This window comes from Granulosicoccus antarcticus IMCC3135 (assembly GCF_002215215.1).
Taxonomy (GTDB): domain Bacteria; phylum Pseudomonadota; class Gammaproteobacteria; order Granulosicoccales; family Granulosicoccaceae; genus Granulosicoccus; species Granulosicoccus antarcticus.
This window is the reverse complement of sequence record NZ_CP018632.1, coordinates 1,192,658-1,211,782: the sequence shown is the minus strand read 5'-3', so window position 1 is coordinate 1,211,782 and position 19,125 is coordinate 1,192,658. Positions and strand designations below refer to the sequence as shown.

At 53.8% G+C, this 19,125-nt stretch carries 18 protein-coding genes; 12 read left to right on the top strand and 6 right to left on the bottom strand.

The annotated features are described in order from the left end of the window. Positions 1-135: 135 nt before the first annotated feature. Together IMCC3135_RS05115 and IMCC3135_RS05110 are read right to left on the bottom strand one after the other, a co-directional pair. Entirely contained in the window at positions 136-609 is a 474-nt protein-coding gene (locus tag IMCC3135_RS05115) for a DUF2244 domain-containing protein (protein ID WP_088916620.1), read from the bottom strand. Between the two features lie 173 nt (positions 610-782). After that, positions 783-1,688, bottom strand: coding sequence for a methyltransferase domain-containing protein (locus tag IMCC3135_RS05110; RefSeq protein WP_088921686.1), 906 nt, complete (start codon positions 1,686-1,688; stop codon positions 783-785). Here IMCC3135_RS05110 and plsY point away from each other — a divergent pair. After that, positions 1,679-2,431, top strand: coding sequence for a glycerol-3-phosphate 1-O-acyltransferase PlsY (gene plsY / locus IMCC3135_RS05105; RefSeq protein WP_088916619.1), 753 nt, complete (start codon positions 1,679-1,681; stop codon positions 2,429-2,431). The two genes, IMCC3135_RS05110 and plsY, sit on opposite strands and share 10 nt — an antisense overlap. A gap of 30 nt (positions 2,432-2,461) precedes the next feature. Here plsY and tsaD read toward each other — a convergent pair whose 3' ends face one another. Further along, positions 2,462-3,493: a tRNA (adenosine(37)-N6)-threonylcarbamoyltransferase complex transferase subunit TsaD gene (tsaD, locus tag IMCC3135_RS05100; RefSeq protein ID WP_088921685.1), complete on the bottom strand. Its 1,032-nt coding sequence runs from the start codon at positions 3,491-3,493 to the stop codon at positions 2,462-2,464. Positions 3,494-3,664: 171 nt separating this feature from the next. Here tsaD and rpsU point away from each other — a divergent pair, with 171 nt between their 5' ends. The 4 genes from rpsU (at position 3,665) to hemE (ending at position 7,106) form a co-directional block, all read left to right on the top strand. Then, positions 3,665-3,880 carry a 30S ribosomal protein S21 gene (gene rpsU, locus IMCC3135_RS05095; protein WP_088916618.1) on the top strand — a complete coding sequence of 72 codons (216 nt, stop codon included), beginning with the start codon at positions 3,665-3,667 and terminating at the stop codon, positions 3,878-3,880. 193 nt (positions 3,881-4,073) lie between these two features. Then, positions 4,074-4,526 (top strand): GatB/YqeY domain-containing protein, encoded by a 453-nt coding sequence (locus IMCC3135_RS05090; RefSeq protein WP_088916617.1) that lies wholly within the window; start codon positions 4,074-4,076, stop codon positions 4,524-4,526. A 38-nt stretch (positions 4,527-4,564) separates the two neighbouring features. Further along, positions 4,565-6,022, top strand: a complete 1,458-nt coding sequence (locus IMCC3135_RS05085; protein ID WP_088916616.1) for an FAD-dependent oxidoreductase — start codon at positions 4,565-4,567, stop codon at positions 6,020-6,022. Between the two features lie 25 nt (positions 6,023-6,047). Continuing rightward, a complete protein-coding gene (hemE, locus tag IMCC3135_RS05080) occupies positions 6,048-7,106 on the top strand; it encodes a uroporphyrinogen decarboxylase (RefSeq protein WP_088916615.1) in 1,059 nt (352 codons plus the stop codon). 52 nt (positions 7,107-7,158) lie between these two features. Here the strand turns inward: hemE and IMCC3135_RS05075 are convergent, their stop codons facing one another. Both IMCC3135_RS05075 and IMCC3135_RS05070 read right to left on the bottom strand, forming a co-directional pair. Further along, entirely contained in the window at positions 7,159-8,181 is a 1,023-nt protein-coding gene (locus IMCC3135_RS05075) for a phenylacetaldoxime dehydratase family protein (RefSeq protein ID WP_088916614.1), read from the bottom strand. Continuing rightward, positions 8,165-9,193, bottom strand: a complete 1,029-nt coding sequence (locus IMCC3135_RS05070; protein ID WP_088916613.1) for a carbon-nitrogen hydrolase family protein — start codon at positions 9,191-9,193, stop codon at positions 8,165-8,167. The genes IMCC3135_RS05075 and IMCC3135_RS05070 overlap by 17 nt, the downstream gene beginning before the upstream one ends. 125 nt (positions 9,194-9,318) lie before the next feature. On the opposite strand from IMCC3135_RS05070, the gene IMCC3135_RS05065 reads away from it, so the two are divergent. After that, complete coding sequence (locus IMCC3135_RS05065; protein ID WP_088916612.1) at positions 9,319-10,308, top strand: AraC-like ligand-binding domain-containing protein; 990 nt, start codon at positions 9,319-9,321, stop codon at positions 10,306-10,308. Here the strand turns inward: IMCC3135_RS05065 and IMCC3135_RS05060 are convergent. Then, positions 10,305-12,956: a penicillin-binding protein 1A gene (locus IMCC3135_RS05060; RefSeq protein WP_088916611.1), complete on the bottom strand. Its 2,652-nt coding sequence runs from the start codon at positions 12,954-12,956 to the stop codon at positions 10,305-10,307. The genes IMCC3135_RS05065 and IMCC3135_RS05060 overlap by 4 nt on opposite strands. A gap of 287 nt (positions 12,957-13,243) precedes the next feature. Between IMCC3135_RS05060 and IMCC3135_RS05055 the strand changes: the two genes are divergently transcribed. The 6 genes from IMCC3135_RS05055 to IMCC3135_RS05025 all read left to right on the top strand — a co-directional run bounded on the left by IMCC3135_RS05055 (position 13,244) and on the right by IMCC3135_RS05025 (position 19,034). Further along, entirely contained in the window at positions 13,244-14,311 is a 1,068-nt protein-coding gene (locus tag IMCC3135_RS05055) for a pilus assembly protein PilM (RefSeq protein WP_088916610.1), read from the top strand. Further along, entirely contained in the window at positions 14,308-14,877 is a 570-nt protein-coding gene (locus IMCC3135_RS05050; RefSeq protein ID WP_088916609.1) for a PilN domain-containing protein, read from the top strand. The genes IMCC3135_RS05055 and IMCC3135_RS05050 overlap by 4 nt, the downstream gene beginning before the upstream one ends. Further along, positions 14,867-15,502: a type IV pilus inner membrane component PilO gene (locus IMCC3135_RS05045; RefSeq protein WP_088916608.1), complete on the top strand. Its 636-nt coding sequence runs from the start codon at positions 14,867-14,869 to the stop codon at positions 15,500-15,502. The genes IMCC3135_RS05050 and IMCC3135_RS05045 overlap by 11 nt, the downstream gene beginning before the upstream one ends. A gap of 3 nt (positions 15,503-15,505) precedes the next feature. Further along, positions 15,506-16,033 (top strand): pilus assembly protein PilP, encoded by a 528-nt coding sequence (locus IMCC3135_RS05040; protein ID WP_088916607.1) that lies wholly within the window; start codon positions 15,506-15,508, stop codon positions 16,031-16,033. 19 nt (positions 16,034-16,052) lie between these two features. Continuing rightward, entirely contained in the window at positions 16,053-18,230 is a 2,178-nt protein-coding gene (gene pilQ / locus IMCC3135_RS05035) for a type IV pilus secretin PilQ (protein ID WP_236994747.1), read from the top strand. Positions 18,231-18,434: 204 nt separating this feature from the next. Beyond that, entirely contained in the window at positions 18,435-19,034 is a 600-nt protein-coding gene (locus tag IMCC3135_RS05025) for a shikimate kinase (protein WP_088916604.1), read from the top strand. The last annotated feature ends 91 nt before the right edge of the window (positions 19,035-19,125 follow it).

Here is a 19,125-nt window from a genome sequence, read left to right as displayed (position 1 = left end):
GAAATTATCAACCGAAAAAAACTACCAATGCAAGGGTACTTTTGTCGAAGGTCAAAGAATCTACTGCCATTCATTGACATAATCGACCAGCCAGCACACCGCCTTGATCGTACCCATAACGCTCCAAACCTCTAACTAGCGGTTCAGGGCGATCTTCAATTCTGTAAAGAGTGCTTTTTTTTCTACTTTATTGAGACAGCGCCCCAACGTGTAATGCTTGCCATGGGCAGCAACGCTCAAATGTCCAACTTCAAATAGACTCTCCGGACAATTGTATGACAGTCGAGTCCAACGGCGGGGCAAGTTTACAATGACTTCGGGATGATTGTAGCCCCACTCGAGACGAATCGCCTCATTGTCTACGGTAATTACCTCTTTTCTGGACAACCTTTTCAATGTCAAGTACAAGCAAGTGATGATAAGCAGGACTTCAGCTCCTGCAAATGGCACCACCATCCACAGCCCGAAACTGGCCAATACCAGCGCCATGCCCATACAGATAAAGCCAAGGCTGGCGGCCAGGTAGAGATTTGCGCGCCAACTCATTGACCTGTTAGGCGTAACAATGAGTCGAACCGTTACACCTTTTTCGTCTTGTACCTCAATCATGCAATGAAGGTATCTTTGGCAGTTGATGAGCCGCACAGGCTCAGTGTCTTACTCTATACGGCCGAACAGCCCAACCGGTTGATACCCCATGTACTCTCAGTCAAAATCACTTTAACCGCAACCCTAGCCAATGTCATGCCGAACCAGGCCTGACTATTCATGAATCATCCAGACTAGGTCTGACGATCAGAAGTAGAACGTTGCCACGAGCCTCGAAGACTATCCACCGACACTCGATACTCGTCTTCCGGCTGCCTTCCAGTCTTGGCCAACTCACCCTTCCATCCGTGCCCTTGCACCAGCTCCAGCGTAACGGGAAAACGCTGACCTGCTGCCACCGAGCTGAGCGCCTTGCGCACGCTGGGAGACATCAATCCGAATCGTCTTCCGCTCGCCACATTGGCAGCCCCCAGTTGTTGCAATTCATTTTGCAAAGCGTCGATACTCGGGTAATCGATCTGCAGGTTATCTCTATCCAGAACCGGGGCTGCAAAGCCTGACGCCATCAAAGTATCACCAAGATCGTGCATATCGATCAGACCGAAACCATGCAGATAACTGTCGATGGCAGCCCAAGCAGACCGGTACTCCATCAATGTATCGGGTCCGGCACTGGTAAACATGAATGCCCCGCCCGGCGACAAGATGCGTGCGGCCTCCTCGAACACCCGATGCGGGGCATGACACCAAGGTAACAACATATTCGAGACCACCAGATCAAAGCTACCATCGGCGAACGGCAACTCATGCGGATCGCAAGCCACCCTGTGAGGGGCTCGCGAGCGGCGACGTAACCATCGAGGCCAGGAACCGGGTAATTGCGGGACCATTCCTGGAGCTGGATCGGCTCCGATGATCTGCGCATCCGGGTAACGTTGCTGCAACGCCGCCAGCTGGTAACCACTGCGACACCCCAGGTCCAGCACGCGCGCAGGCTTTATTGCCAACAGCGACAAACGTTCCTGCAGCCGATCTCCTATGGTTTCGAATACCGCAGCATAGGCATCAAACTCTTGATTTGCCTGTGAAAAATGGCGACGCACAAGAGCAATGGAAGCGGGTTGAATTAATGAATTCATACCTGACCACCCATCTCAACCAGACCGCTGACACCTTGCCATGGCCCTGCTCTCCCGTATTTTTCATCAACAGCCATTTATTCCACCACCTCGATTCTTATATAGTGTCGCCATCCTTCCATCGATGCCCATCACTTGTGTTCAGCGCCGATCTTGCCATACCCGCCCTGCTTGTTGCCGTCCTTGCCTACCTTGCAGGCTCAGTTTCTGCCGCCATCCTCGTCTGCCGCGCCATGGGCCTGCAAGACCCGCGAACCGCAGGCTCCGGCAATCCGGGAGCAACCAATGTACTTCGTGTCGGTGGCAAACTACCTGCCATCCTGACTTTGCTGGGAGACGCCTTGAAAGGTTTTCTGCCCGTTTTCATCACAGCCAGCCTGATCGACCATCCTGCGACCATCGCACTGACAGCCCTGGCGGCATTCATTGGCCATCTTTACCCGATATTCTTCAACTTCGAAGGTGGCAAGGGCGTTGCCACGGCTCTGGGCGCCCTGCTGGGAATCGATCTTACCGTCGGAGCGCTGGCTCTACTGACCTGGCTGGCCATCAGCCTGACCTTCAAACGCTCGTCGCTGGCCGCCCTCGTGACCTTTGCTCTGGTACCGGTATATTTATCGTTCGAGGGCCATCAGACCTTCGCTGTCGGATTCACCATGATCGGGGCTTTTCTCTACTATACGCATCGTGGCAATATTCAACGCCTGATCGCAGGCACAGAGCCTGTCATCGGCAAGCGCTGAACCAGCGTCGCCCGAACCGCACTGACAACATCAGGCCATCAGACTATCAAGCGGCCAGCGAGGTTTGACGCTGACCGCCAGATCTGTGCTCTCACCACGCTGCAGGCGTTGGGCGCCTGCCAGCGCAATCATGGCCCCGTTGTCCGTGCAGAATTCCAGGCGCGGGTAAAACACTCTGTAACCTTCAGCGGTCAGCTCATCAGCAGCCTTTCGCAGCTGGCTGTTGGCACTCACACCACCCGAGATAACCAGACGGGACAGACCCGTCTTCGCCAATGCGCGTCGACTCTTGCCTATCAGCACGTCGACCACGGCTTGTTCAAAGCTGGCTGCCAGGTTCGCGCGAAATGCGTCGATAGCAACTGTTGAGGCGGGCTCCGTTGCCATGAACGCTTTGTAACGAGTAATAGCTGCCGTCTTCAAACCACTGAAACTGAAGTCCAGATCCGGTCGGTCGAGCATGGGTCGCGGCAACTTGACTTGAGATGCATCGCCGGATTCGGCCAATCGCGACAAAGCCGGACCACCCGGATAGGACAGACCGAGCATTTTCGCTGTCTTGTCAAACGCCTCGCCAGCAGCGTCGTCAACCGACTCTCCCAACAATTCGTATTGCCCGGGCGCTGCCACGTGAATCAGTTGCGTATGCCCACCGGATACCAGCAGACAGACAAAAGGAAACTCTGGCGCATCTGGCTCCAGCATGGGGGCCAGCACATGACCTTCCAGATGGTGTACTCCCAGAGCCGGACGCTGTAACGCCCAGGCCAGGCCACGCGCCATCATGGCGCCGGTTAGCAACGCTCCGGCAAGTCCGGGTCCTGCGGTGTAGGCCACGCCATCTATGGCCGTTATCGGTATGCCGGCCTCTTGGCACACTTGCCTGGTCAGCGGCACCAGACGTCTGACATGATCTCGTGAGGCCAGCTCTGGAACAACACCACCATAGAGTGCGTGCAGATCCACCTGACTGAAAAGTGCGTTTGCCAGCAAGCCGCGCTCTGAACAATAGAGAGCCAACCCGGTTTCGTCACAGGAACTCTCGATTCCTAGCGTTATCATGCGTTTTCCGAGCAAATCTGGCGAGTGTAACATTGGATTCAGCGCACATAGGCACCATGAACTTGCTCTTGCGCACGAATTCACGCCGACGAAATCTCTCGATACATTGAGTTGTTGACGCGAATACCGTTATACTAGAGAACTTTCCGCGATTCACCGAGTAATTCATTAATGCCTTCAGTACGCGTCAAAGAGAACGAACCCTTCGAAATGGCCCTGCGTCGCTTTAAGCGATCATGTGAGAAAGCGGGTGTCCTCACCGAAACTCGCCGCCGTGAATTCTATGAAAAGCCCACTACCGAGCGTAAGCGCAAGGCAGCAGCGGCAGTCAAGCGTCACCAGAAAAAGGTGTCCAAAGAATCTTCACGTCGCGTTCGTCTCTACTAAAACAAGTAGACAGGCTGTTGGCAACCGGGCAGTACGACCCGGTTGTGCACATCCGTCCTGCCTGTAGTGCGGCCACGTCACATTACGTCAGGTAAAGTTCGTTATTATATTGTGCATCGGCACTTTTTACAGTTGAATTGCTTCAACTGTTTGTCTGTGCGCGTCCTCTTTAGCTGTCTATCGGATTCACTTGATGAGCGAAACCCGTCAACGCGTTCTGGATGACATCAAGACTGCAATGAAAGCAGGCGAAAAACCTCGCCTTGCCATATTGCGTCTGATTTCAGCCGCCTTCAAGCAGAAGGAAATCGATGAACGCATCGATCTTGATGAACCTACGGTCATCGCCCTGCTGGACAAGCTGTTAAAGCAGCGTCGCGAATCCATTTCGCAATATTCCGCCGCTGGCCGTGACGATTTAGTTGCTCAGGAACAGATCGAAATCGAGCTGATTCAGACATATATGCCTGAAGCTCTGAGCGAAGCCGAAGTTCACGCACTGATTGATAGTGCCATTGTTGAAACCGGCGCTGATTCAGTCAAGGATATGGGCAAGGTCATGGCCTTGGTCAAACCACAATTACAAGGTCGGGCTGACATGAGCATTGTCAGCAAATCAATCAAGGATCGATTGACACCCGCCTGATACGGCCTTCCGCTTGATGCTTTTTTAGAGAACACTTCATGAGTGACAAAACATTCCAGTTTCTCGACCTGCCCAGGAAAGACCCCAAAAAGATAAAGGCAGAAGTCCGCATCAAGCATTTCAAGGAAATCTACGGACAATTCTCTGCCGAAAAGGCAGCGGATCAGTCCGCTCGATGCCTGTCTTGTGGAAATCCCTATTGTGAGTGGAAGTGTCCTGTACACAACTACATTCCCAATTGGCTGCAACTGATTGCCGAAGGCAATCTGTTTGAAGCTGCGGAGCTATCACACAAGACCAACTCTCTGCCCGAGATGTGTGGTCGTGTTTGCCCGCAGGATCGCCTGTGTGAAGGTGCCTGCACACTTAATGACGGCTTCGGTGCCGTCACTATCGGCTCCATCGAAAAATACATCACCGACGAAGCCCTCAAGCAAGGCTGGCGACCTGACATGTCAGGCGTTACGCCAACAGGGCAGAAAGTAGCCATTATCGGCGCCGGCCCAGCAGGACTGGGCTGTGCAGATATTCTGACGCGAAATGGTGTCAAGGCAGTGGTTTATGACAAGTACTCCCAGATTGGCGGCCTGCTGACATTTGGTATCCCGCCTTTCAAGCTGGAGAAGGAAGTCGTTTTCACTCGCCAGGAAATTCTGGAAGAGATGGGCGTCGAATTCATTCTGAATACCGAAATCGGCAAAGACATACAATTTCAGGAATTACTGGATGAATACGATGCCGTTTTTCTCGGCATGGGTACCTACACGTATATGCGCGGCGGTTTTGAAGGTGAAGACCTGAATAATGTGCACGAAGCGTTGCCGTTTTTGATCTCCAACGTTAACCATCAGTACGAATGGGACGAAAACAAGGAGAATTTTGTCAACCTCAGCGGCAAGAAGGTCGTGGTACTCGGTGGTGGCGATACCGCCATGGATTGCAATCGAACCTCCATTCGCCAGGGTGCAGACTCGGTAACCTGTGCCTATCGACGTGACGAAAAAAACATGCCCGGCTCACGCCGTGAAGTAAAGAACGCTAAAGAAGAAGGCGTACACTTTCTCTGGAACCGCCAACCGGTAGAACTCGTTGGCAACGAAGCTGGTGATGTAACAGGCGTCAAGGTTGTCACTACTCGACTTTCCGCAGCCGATGGACGTGGCCGCCGCATGCCAGAAATCATTCCCGGCACAGAAGAGGTGATACCGGCGGATGCCGTTCTCATCGCCTTCGGCTTCCGACCCAGCCCGGCACCCTGGTTTACCGACTTCAGCATCAACACAGATGATGGTGGTCGTGTTGTCGCCCCGAGCACCGCTACTTTCATGCACCAGACCAGCAATCCACAGGTTTTTGCCGGTGGTGATATGGTTCGTGGCTCTGACCTGGTTGTTACGGCTGTATTCGAAGGCCGCAATGCTGCAGAAGGCATCCTGCAATATCTGGCCAGCGAAGAAGAAGCTGTGCAAAGCTCATCCAAGACCGCCACCGCCTGACGGTCTGCAATCCTGACGTATCAACATGACCGCTGCCTTGCAGAATGACCTGTACCTTCGTGCCCTGAACCGCGAAGAAACTTCCCGAACGCCTGTATGGGTCATGCGCCAGGCGGGTCGTTATCTGCCTGAGTACCTGAAGGTACGCAAGCAAGCAGGTGACTTCATGACACTGTGTAGCACGCCAGATCTGGCGTGCGAAGTCACTCTGCAGCCTCTTGATCGTTTCAATCTGGATGCAGCCATCCTGTTTTCCGACATCCTGACCATTCCGGATGCCATGGGACTCGGTCTGCACTTCGAAACCGGCGAAGGTCCTAAATTCTCCAATCCAGTACGTAACCGGGCTGATGTTGAAAAACTCCCCATCCCCGACCCTGACGACAAGTTGCGTTACGTTATGGATGCTGTCAGCACCATTCGTCGCGAGCTGAATGGCCGTGTACCACTGATCGGTTTTTCAGGCAGCCCCTGGACATTGGCCACTTATATGGTTGAGGGTGGCGGTAGCAAGGACTTTTCCAAGGTCAAGGGTATGTTGTTCTCAGACCCTGCCCTGCTGCACGAACTGCTTGATAAAACTGCCAAATCGGTTATCAGCTATCTCAATGCCCAGGTGGCAGCCGGTGCTCAATCGCTAATGATTTTCGATACCTGGGGCGGCGTGCTTTCTCCAGCCAACTATCGAGAGTTCTCGCTACGTTATATGCAGCAGATAGTCGATGGTCTGACCCGTGAGGCCGATGGCCGCAAGGTACCAGTCGTCCTCTTTACCAAAAACGGTGGCCAATGGCTGGACATCATGGCCGACACCGGCTGTGACGGACTGGGCGTTGACTGGACCATGAACCTGGCTGATGCCCGCGCCAAGACCGCTGACCGTGTTGCTCTACAGGGCAACCTCGATCCTTCTGCTCTCTACGGCTCGCCAGAGAGCATCCGGGTAGAAGTGAAAAAGGTACTGGACAGCTATGGCCCCGGAACAGGTCATGTATTCAACCTGGGCCACGGCATTCACCAATTCGTCAACCCGGAACATCTGGGTGTCATGGTCGAAGCGGTTCGTGAATTGAGTCAGCGCTAGTTCTGCACTTCATGGCTTGGCCGGGGAAGCTCCTTCCCCGGCCAGACTCCTGTCAGATCCCGCCCAGCCATCCGGTACCGGGCCGGCAATTTACATATTCGGCCCACTGCCCATCAGCAGGCAGTACAGATACTTCGTGCCACAGCCTGAGTTGCAAATCAGGCCCGTGCTGCTGAGCAATACCCAGAAAGGTATTGAATATCGCAAGGTGCGTAGGATGGTGCTCCGCCCAATCCTCCAGATCTTTCATGGTGCGAAAACAGGCCAGTCCGAAACTTCTCGGCACGTCAGTCCCGTCGCTGTTCAGATCCCTCATATAACGACAGCTATAACAATTGACCTGCTCGCCGTGGTCACGCAAGAAGCTCATGCCAGCCTTTAAAATAGGCTCGATAGTGTCCCGATATTCCCCTAATTGCTGCACATCACATTGAGACCAGTCTTGTCCCGAACGAATGATGCACAGATTTTCGTGGGCCGTGACCAGCACACGAGTATCAGACTGCTCGACGATACGCAGTGAATCGCTCTGCGACAGCGAATCCCGTGCCGCCAGTGGAATGCGATCACGCATACCTCCCCAGTACTGATGATGCGGGATAGGCCCTTCGACGCCAAGCCTTGACTGGCTCATGCCATGAGCGTGAACGGGTCCGGAAAACAAGGTTTCCGAGCGATCGAATGGCACGTTGATCGATTCGCAAAAGACACCGTAGCCGAACTCTGCCGCCATATGCTTACTCCACATCGTCTTGAAAACTGAGCAGCTCAAATCAGCTTGCGCCTTTGTAGCGTCTAACCAGTAAGCGATACAAACCGTCTCCTGCATTCCCTGACCCGCATCACTACTGGCAAAATCGCAGACAGCCGCGTTGACAAGAACGGCCGACAACTCCCGCAGATACCCCATGACTCTGATTTCAGGTGTGTGCTGAAAACCGATCACGCACATCGAGACACTGCTGACCGAGTCAGCAAACGTAGACTTCCAGGCCGGCACCGGAGCAACCCAGCCACTGGGCATACGCAGCGGGTATTGCCGTTCGGGGGCAGCGGGATTAGCTGTCGATGGCATCCGCTACCTCCACATCATCGGGTGTATCGTTACTCAAGCCTGCAACCACACCACGAGCCTCATCGAAACTGACCACCGGCCGCTGTGATTTGTTGTTGAACATCAGACGAGTCACATCTGGCCGAGAGTAATGACCGGCAGGGTCAGCAACTGTTTTGGCTGCGGCAATCAAGGCCAGGTCAATATCGGCGGTAATCAGCCCCTCTTCGGTATGTGCCAATGCCGTTCCGATGGACTGTCCATCCGGTGCATAGATTTTCGAATAACCGCCCCCGACAGGACACAACTGTTCGCGCAGGGCATCGCCCTGACACAAGGTATCCTGCTGGGCCTTCGATACCAGAGCGCACGCCGCCACGACATAACAACCGCCTTCGACCGCGTAGATCATGCTCGCAGCATTATTGACCTGGTGGCTGAGCGCATAGGCTCCACCTTCATACAAGGCCAGATTAGGCCAGGCCGCACAATGTATCTGCTCATTCTGGCTGTACATGGCGTACTTTGACAACGGCTGTAGATGCTCCCAACAGGATAGCTGCCCGACTCTGCCGATGGAGGTGGCACTAACCATCAGATCGCTGCCATCACCTTCACCGAATACCGTTCGCTCTACATGCGTAGGTTTGAGCTTGCGGCGGCGCTTGATGATTTCACCGTGTTCGCCATAGTGCCACTGTGCAATATAAAGGCTTCCACCATCACGCTCCGACAGCCCCATGGAAACCTGGATGCTGTTGCGACGTGCGGCCTCAGCCAGTGCACAGTCATACTTGTCGCCCGCCTCGATAGAATTATGGAAATACGGCACAGAAAACTGCATTGACCAGGCCACCGCACCAAGCCAGATGTGATTCGGATAGCCTGGCAACCAGGTTTCAGGGAACACCACCAACTGACAACCCTGGCTCGCCGCCTCCTCGATATAGCGGATGGCCCGGGCAACGCCTTCGTCAATATCCAGAAAAGAGGGAGCAGCCTGGACCGCTGCAACTTTGACAATATCGCTCATGACAGAATCCTCATTGATGAGCTATCAAAGTAGCCAGACTCAAGCACGCCTGCTTTCGCATTTGGGCTGCAAAACTTGCGTTTTTGACACGTTTGCAACATAGTTTTGCCCCAGAGGACAATTCCATGGACCCACAGACGCACTACAACACCGTCAATATTCCGAAAAAAGAGCGGTTTGGGTTCTGGCACGAAGCGGTCTGCGACAGCTATGTCAGGCTGGACTGTACGACGGGTGCCGATCGACGCAATTTTCATGGCTGTATCGACATTGACAGGTATTCGATGCTGTCGATATCCAATGTCCAGGGCTCGGCCCACACGGTGAACCGCAGGAACACCGACATTCGTCAGGAGACGGATTCATGTTTTCTGATCAGCCTGCAATTGACTCACACCGCCGTTCTATCCCAGTTTGATCAGCAAACCATACTCAGACCAGGCGACATGGCCCTCTACAGCAGTACGGCCCCCTACGAGTTGAGCCTATCGGACAACTTTCATCAGATAGTTATTCAGCTACCCAAAAAATGCCTGTTAGACCGGCTGCCGACGGCGGAGTTGATGGCGGCTCGCCTTATCGATGGACAGTCAGGTATCGGCAAACTGGTACGCGAAAATATCATTGCCTTTTCGGACTATGCCAATGAATCCACCCCCTCATTGCAAACTCTGATCCAGAACACGCTGATCGATCTGGTAGCAACGGGCCTGGCCTCTTCACAGGAATTTCGCACCATAGAGCTGTCCTCGCCCGAGCAACACGTGTTGTTGCGTGCAAAATCGTTCATTCGAGATAATTTGCATGATCATGAGCTTGATCGCACAAAGGTGGCAACCCATACCGGATTGTCAGTGCGAAGACTCAATGCCATCTTTGCCAAGGAGGACGTATCCCTGAGCAGCTATATTCGTCAGACGCGCCTCGACGCCATTGCTCTTGAGCTGCGCGATCCGCGCTTTGCCCAGCTGTCTATCAGTGAAATCGCGATCAAGCACGGGACACAGAATCTGCAGCATTTTTCCACCTGCTTCCGCAATCGATTCGATTGCACCCCGAGAGCCTACAGGGTGCAAATCGCTGCGCAGGAGCAGAAGCCCGGAACAGCTGCCTAGAACAGCTGCTCGACTTCCTCGACTTTCTCACTTCGGCTTTTGTCGTAATCAACCACCGGATCACCTTCGCTGGACTGCTCAGCTGCCTCGGCACGCTTCAGCGCTTCAGCATCGGGCATGTTGTCCTCCAGGAACAGTTCAAGCATGGTGTTATCGCCTGCCGCCGGTTCACCGGTCTTGCGATCGATACGAATAGTCTTGAGTCCCGGTGGCGGTGGAAAGTCGACTTCCGGAGTGCCAGCAAGGGTTTCGGCAATGAAACTGGTCCACATAGGCAAGGCTGCAACACCACCTGCCTCGCCCCGTCCCAATGGATCAAGACCATCAGAACCGATCCACGCGGCAGCAACGACCTTTGGGTTAAAACCGACGAACCAGGCGTCGAGCTGGTTATTGGTAGTTCCCGTCTTGCCAGCCAGATCACCGCGCTTCAAGGCCTCACCGGCACGACGGGCAGTACCCCTTTGCACCACTTCGCGCATCATGCTGGTCATGAGATAAGCATTTCGTTCATCGATGACGCGTGGTGCATCGACTGTATCCAACAACACTTTTTTCAATTCCAGACTCGCTGCAGCACTCTCTTCCGCCGTGGCATCCTCATTATTCAGGACCTCCAGGACTTCATCGTTAGTCACCGCCGCACCGGTAGCCGGCTCACCATTAGATGCCGAGCCTTCAGACTCCAACTCCGCATCCAGCGGGTTGACGAAATTCGGATCACAATCGTCACAGAACACCACCTTGGGCGTGCTGTAGATAACGTTGCCTCGTGGATCTTCCACACGGTCAATGAAATGCGCCGGCACTTTGTAGCCGCCGTTGGCAAAGACGGCAAAGGCCCCACTCATCTCCATGGGCGTAACCGATGCATTACCCAACGCCAATGACAAATCAGGTGGCAGACGACCCGGCTCGAAGCCGAAACGCTGTGCATATTCGACGGCGTAAGGTATACCGATTTCCCGCAATACTCGCACCGATACCAGGTTGCGAGACTTCACCAATGCTTCGCGCAAACGGGTAGGTCCAAAGAACCGTCCGCTGTAATTGGACGGACGCCATTCACCTTCCAGTGCACTATCGTGGAAAACCACGGGCGCATCGTTATAGATGGTAGCCGCTGTATCGCCGGCATTCAGAGCTGCCGAGTAGATAAAAGGCTTGAAGGTCGAGCCAGGCTGACGTCGAGCCTGAGTCGCCCGGTTGAATTTACTGCGGTAGTAGTCGTAGCCACCAACCAGCGCCGTGATTTCACCGGTATCAGGTTCCATGGCAATAAATGCTCCCTCGATTGCAGGCTCTTGTACAAATCGAGCAGAGCCATCCTTGCGCCGCTGCAAGGCAATAACGTCGCCTACAGCCATGACTTCATTCACGTTTGTAATCTCATCTCCCTGCTTGTCAATGGAGATACGCTCGCGGGCCCATTCCACGTCCTCGAATGGCAGGACATGTTGTTCACCGGTTTCCGTCATAACCGTAGCAGTGTTGTCATCCTGTACAGATATGACCGCTGCCGGCAACAAGTCACCAGGATTGGGCAATGCTTCCAGAGCTTCCGACAGCAGCAGTGGATCGGCCATGGTCTCGGCATCCAACTGCGCAAGAGGACCGGTATAGCCGTGTCGGCGCTCATAGTCATACAAGGCATCACGCAAAGCGGTATTGGCGGACGTCTGCTGCTGGGACCGGATGGAGGTGTATACCTTGTAGCCAGCATTGGCCCAGTTCTTACCAAAAAGCTGCTCAACACGCGCCCGTACCATCTCGCCGACATAATCAGCTTCCACATCCGGCTTGGCCGTATGTAATTCGGCAGTAACCACTTCCGCCTTGGCGCTGTCATGACTTTGCTGATCAATCATGCCCAGAGCCAGCAATCTGCCCAGCACGTAATCCCGACGCAGCAAGGCTCGTTCAGGATTGACAATCGGGTTGTAACGCGAAGGGGCTTTTGGCAATCCAGCCAGCATGGCCGACTCGGCCAGATCCAGTTCAGTAATCGACTTACCGTAATAGACCCTTGAGGCCGCTGCGAAGCCGTAGGAACGGGTTCCCAGGTAGATCTTGTTGATGTACAGCTCCAGGATTTCGTCCTTGGCAAGCTCGCTTTCGATCTTGAAGGAGAGAAATATTTCCCGGATTTTTCGATCGTAGGTGCGCTCGTTGGACAGAAAGAAGTTACGAGCCACCTGCATGGTGATGGTACTGCCACCAGGGCCCTTACGGCCGGTCTTGACCAGGTAGAAGGCGGCTCTGGCCAATCCTTGCCAAGCCACACCAGGGTGGGTATAGAAGGTCTGATCTTCGGCGGCGATGATCGAGTTCTTGAGACTATCCGGAACTTCGGAAATCATCACCGGCTCACGCCGTTTCTCGCCGTATTCGGCAATCAGATCGCCTTCAGCGGTGAAGATGCGCAAAGGCATCTGCAACTGCACTTCTCGCAGCTGCTGAACATCGGGCAGGGTCGGGGCTATCGTGTAATAAAGATAACCAATTCCCATTGCGGCAAGTATTCCCAGCGAAATACCAGCAATGGCAAGCCCCTTGAATATCTTGCTCAGCCACCCCCCGCTACGGCGTCGCGAACTTTTGCGACTCGTGCGGCGGTGACGACGTCTTGAACCAGAGGATAAGGGCATTGACTGGCTGTTTTCAGTTTCAGAGTTCCCGAATTATATCAACTGGCCAGCACGTGAAAGTAAAAGTTGTCCGGCACTTTTGCAACTTTCAGATCGATAGATTCTGATATTTGCGTTATGTGTCGGGATTCTGCCACTGACTTGCCCGCAGCCGGATTTCGACAAGCCAGATCGCTCACCGCTGGATAACAGCTACTTACGGAGAATTGTGAACCAGACCGCGAAGTTGGACGGGAAAACCTCGACCAGCGCTAAAGGAATATCCCGGTTTGGGCGCTAAACCTGACATGGCACTCAAAATATCATCCAGAAATGCAGGCCTGATTGGCCTGGACATTACCGCAACCTCGGTCAAGCTTCTTGAACTGAAACCCACTAAAAAGGGGTTCAAGGTCATGAGCTACACCGTTGAGCCCTTGCCGGCTAACGCGGTAAATGAAAAGAACCTGCAGGACGTGGAAGCGGTCGGCGAAGCAATTCGCAGGGCGGTAAAGCGCTCCGGCTCCCGCACCAAAGCTTGCGCCATCGCGGTACCGAGCGCCATGGTAATTACCAAGGTCATTCAGATGCCCGACGATCTGAAGGATCACGAAATGGATGCCCAGATCCAGCTCGAGGCTGATCAATACATCCCTTACGCGCTTGAAGAGGTCAATCTCGACTTTTGTGTCATGGGGCCTTCAGAAGAGGCCAAAGGCATGGTGGATGTATTACTTGCCGCCTCGCGTAGCGAGAATGTCGAGGATCGCACCGCGGCTGCTGAAATTGGTGGACTCGATGTCAAGATCGTGGATGTCGAACCTTACACCACCGAAGCCGCCTTCCAGCTGATCAAACACCAGCTACCTGACGAAGGCGCCGATCAGACCGTAGCCATTCTGGACGTAGGTGCCAGTATGACCAGCCTGTGCGTCCTGCGTGACCAGAAGCTGATCTACACCCGTGAGCAACCTTTCGGTGGCAAGCAGCTGACTGAAGAGATCATGCGCCGCTACGGCTTGTCCTATGAGGATGCCGGGCGTGTAAAACGTGTCGGCGGACTGCCCGACACTTACGACTCGGAAGTTCTCACCCCATTTCGAGATCTGATGGTTCAGCAGGCCAATCGCTTCCTGCAATTCTTTTTCTCTGCCGACAAGAACGACTATGTCGATCAGATTGTACTGGCTGGTGGCTGCACCGGAATTCCCGGTGTTGACGAGCTGATCGAACAGCGCATAGGTACACCCACCGTTATTGCGGACCCTTTCAGCACGATGTCAGTGGCCACGGACATCCCCCCACATAAACTCAAGGGCGATGGCCCAGCCATGATGATTGCCTGTGGATTGGCAATGCGAGGAGCAGAGAAATGACACGTATAAACCTTCTTCCCTGGCGCGAGACCCATCGCGTCGAAAAGAACAAGGAGTTTTATGTTGTCCTCGGATTCTGCATGGCGCTGGCAGCAGGAGTCGGTTTTGCAGGCTTCAAGTTCGCCGAGGACAAGGTCAACTTCCAAACTAAACGCAACGATCGGCTGAATAACGAGATCGCACTTCTCCAGGAAGAACTCAAGGAGATCAAGGAGCTTGAAGAGACCAAGAACAACCTGCTGGCACGCATGGAAATCATCCAGCAACTGCAAGGACAGCGTCCTCAGATAGTGCACACCTTCCATGAAATTGCGACAAGACTGCCAGACGGAATATTCCTGACAGCCATGAAGCAGCAAGGTGGTGAGCAACTGGTACTGCAAGGCCGTGCAGAGTCCAACGCACGAGTTTCAGCACTGATGCGTCGCATGGATCGTAGCGACTACTTCACCAAGCCGCGCCTGGACGTTATCGAATCTGACAAGGAGGACGGCATCTCCACATTCAAACTCAGTGTCGTTCAAGACAAGCCAAAAACCGAGCAGGAGTCTGACAATGGCATTTAGCGACACCTTCGCCGAGTTGCAGAATATCGATGGCGAGGACTTCAAGCGCATCGGTACTGCACCGGTCGTGCTACGCACCATTCTGGTCATGCTGGCCTGTGCCGCAGTTATCGGCGGCATGGCGCATCTGATGATCAAACCCCAGTTCGACAAACTCAAGGTTGTTGAGGCCCAGGAACTGCAACTAAGACAGAAGTTCGATAGCGAACAGGCCAAGGCTGCTAACCGAACAGCCTACGTCGAACAACTTGAAGAGATGAAGAAGACATTCAACATCATGCTACGCCAGTTGCCGAACAAGACCGACATTGAAAGTCTGCTGGTCGATCTTTCGCAAACCAGTGTTGCAAGTGGACTTGAAGTTGAATACTTCAAGCCTGACACCGAAATACCTCGAGAATTCTACGCAGAATATCCGATAAAAATAAGTGTTACCGGGCAGTACCATCAGTTCGGCAAGTTCATTAGTGGACTGGCTGCCCTGCCCCGCATCGTAACTCTCAGCAATATTGATATTGCTGAACTGAGAGACCCCCGCAACTCAAACAAAAATACCAACGAAGCCAGAAGATTGAAAATGGATCTGATGGCCACGACGTACCGCTATATCGAGGAGGACGAATAAACCATGCAACGGTTGAAAATCATACCGCTGTTCGGTTTCATGACCATGCTTACCGCTTGCGGTGGCGACATGTCTGACCTCGAACAATTCATTGCTGAGACCAAACAGGCTCATCAAGGCAAGGTTGACCCCTTGCCTGAATTCCCGCCATACCAGACTTTTTCCTACACTGTTCAGGATGTACGTGACCCCTTTCGCGCACAAACCGACCTTTCATCTTCACCGATTATTGAAGAGTCGGAATACAACGGCCCGCGACCAGAAGCAACACGTCGTCGCGAACCGCTGGAGAACTACCCTGTAGATGCCTTGAAGATGGTTGGCCTGTTACAGCAAAAGACACAAACCTGGGGGCTGGTCAGAGACCCCGACGGAACGATCCATCGTGTACAACCAGGCAATTACGCCGGGCAGAATCACGGCAAGATCGTACAAGTTTCAGAAACCAAGATTGAAATAGTCGAGCTGGTACCAGATGGTCTCAGTGGCTGGGTAAATCGTGACGCGCAACTCGCGATGACCGAAGACTAAGATGAAAACGGAGAATACGTTGAAAACTCAAGTCCGTGAAAACACGCACCGACCCAGCCTTGGCAGAACCTGTCTGTGTGCTCGCGGGATAGCCCGCGCAGCAGCACTTGCACTGTTGGCGGGAGCGGCTTTCGCAAGTCAGCATCTGCATGCAGCAGGCAACTCACTGATCGATATCAGTCATGTGACCTTGCCTGGCAACAAACAGCAACTGGCGCTGACACTCAGTGGTCCGGCACAGGTGCCCAAAGCATTCACCATTGACAACCCGGCGCGCATTGCTCTGGACCTGGCCGACACCAGCAATGAACTGGATGATCGTCGCATCGCAATCAGTTCCGGCATGTTGCAGAACGTCACAACAGTAGAAGCCGGCGGACGCACTCGCGTAGTCATCAACCTGACAGCGTTGTCGCCCTACACGACATCGGTCAAAGGCAATCAGCTACTTGTGACACTGGACTCCAGCGGCAGCCCGGCGGGAGCTACAGAGCTCGAACTGGCCGCAGCCAACGGTGTCGAAGAGCCCGCACTGATTCAGGCCAGCGGCCCGATCAAGGCACGTGTGAATACAATCGATGCTCTGGATTTCAGGCGCGGCCCGATGGGCGAAGGTCGAGTCATCTTCAACCTTTCCTCAGCAGGCATAGTCACTGACATGCGCCAGGAAGGCGGTCGACTGGTAGTTGAATTTCCTGACACACAGCTGGCTGACAAACTTCAGAAACGACTGGATGTCATGGATTTTGGTACGCCGGTGCAGTTCATCGACGCCATTTCCAACAAGCGTGGCACCAAGGTCATCATTCAGCCTGCTACCCAGGAATTCGAACAACTGGCTTATCAGACAGATGATATGTTCACGGTTGAGCTGAAGCCGATGAGCAGAGATGAAATCGAAGAGAATCGCAAAGCCAAGTTTGGCTACATTGGTGAGCAGTTGTCTCTCAATTTCCAGGACATCGAGGTGCGCTCAGTACTGCAACTGCTTGCAGACTTTACAGATCTCAATATTGTGGTCAGTGATTCGGTTCAGGGCAAGTTGACCTTGCGTCTCAAAAACGTCCCCTGGGACCAGGCGCTGGACATCATTCTGCAGACCAAGGCTCTGGGCAAGCGTCAGGCGGGCAACGTCATCATGATTGCGCCAGCCGAAGAAATAGCTACTCGTGAACGTATCGAACTGGAAGGCTTGAAACAGAAAACAGAACTTGCACCATTACGCACTGAGTTCTTTCAGGCCAACTATGCCAAGGCCTCTGAACTGGCCACCCTGCTGCAATCCAAGGATGGCGGCATGATGACCGAGCGTGGCAGTGTCTCAGTCGATGATCGTACCAACACACTTCTGATCAACGACACCGTCGACCAGTTAGAGAGCATCCGGGCGCTGGTGCATCGTCTGGATGTCCCCATCCGGCAGGTGCTGATCGAATCACGGATCGTTATCGCATCAGATGACTTCAACAAGGACATTGGTGTGCGTTGGGGACTTAACCGGAATACCACCTCTGCAAACGACACAGGCTTTGCACTATCGGGCAACGCCAATGGAGTGCAGGATCTGATCAATGGCGACGGCCTCGACGACAACCGGTTCAATGTGAACCTGCCAGGCAGCAACGCCGCCGGCTCGCTGGGAGTGGCTCTGGCCAAACTACCCTTCGGCACGCTGCTGGAACTGGAACTCTCAGCCATGCAGGCAGAAGGTAATGGTGAAGTTATCTCAAGCCCTCGCGTCATCACAGCTAATCAACATGAAGCCTATATCGAACAAGGTGTGGAAATCCCCTACCTTGAGGCATCATCCAGCGGTGCGACGTCAGTGTCATTCCGAAAAGCCGTACTGGGCCTGACCGTTACCCCGCAGATCACGCCAGACGATCGCATCGTCATGGACCTGAAAGTAAACAAGGACACGGTCGGTGAGATCTTTGGCGCCGGCACTCTACAGGTACCCAGCATCGATACTCGCGAAGTCAGTACTCAGGTATTGGTGGACAATGGTGAAACCGTGGTACTGGGTGGCGTCTACGAGCAGACCGTCATCAACAAGGTCGACATGGTGCCATTCTTCGGCAATCTGCCTCTGATCGGCCGGTTGTTCCAGCACACCACCAATCAGGATGACAAATCAGAATTGCTGATCTTCGTAACGCCGAAAATCATCAAGGAAAATGTTTCTCTGAGCTACTGATACGGCGGCCCTGCAGGGTTCACGCCCTGCAATTCCAGAAATGCCCGCCTCTTCGGATGCGGGCTTTTTTTATGGGCAATCCGAGTCTCCTGAATCCGGAACAACAACGATAACCGCCAAACAAATGTCAATCGAGTTTCGAGTCGCGTGCAGAAAGCGGCCATTGTTGGGTAGAATGCACGAGTCCACGCCACCACGATCAACATGACCAGCATTTTTCTAGTCGGCCCCATGGGCTCAGGCAAGAGTACCGTTGGTCGAGCCCTGGCCCGCAAGATCGGCTATCGCTTCATAGACAGCGACCGAGAAATCGAAGCGCGATGCGGTGTCGACATCCCCACCATTTTCGACTACGAAGGTGAAGCCGGCTTTCGCGACCGAGAAGCGCGCATCATCAATGAACTGACGATGCTGCCCGGACTGGTACTGGCGACCGGAGGCGGTGCGGTACTCAGAGAGGAGAACCGCCAGCACCTGATGTCCCGTGGCTATGTCATCCTTTTGCAGGTTGATATCAAGGAGCAGTTGCGACGCGTCGGCTTTGATGCCAATCGCCCCTTGCTACAGACAGCAGACCCGGAAGCCCGATTACGTTCACTAATGGAAGAACGTGAACCTATCTACAAATCTGTGGCCGATGCAGAGATATCCACTGATTCGCGTCGCATGTACCACGTGGTGTCACGCATTCTCAGACACCTCAAGAAATATGACATCAATCTGGCTGCCTCAAGCGTCAATGAAGAACCCATAGAGCGCCCTGCATCAGTCTCGGAACCGTTGAGATACACCAAAGCCAAATAGTCAAGGTTGCACAGACTATCCATGTCATTACCACGCCTGCCTTCAGCGTGCGTTATCCTACTGCCTCATTTACGATTTCGCGCTCGCCCTC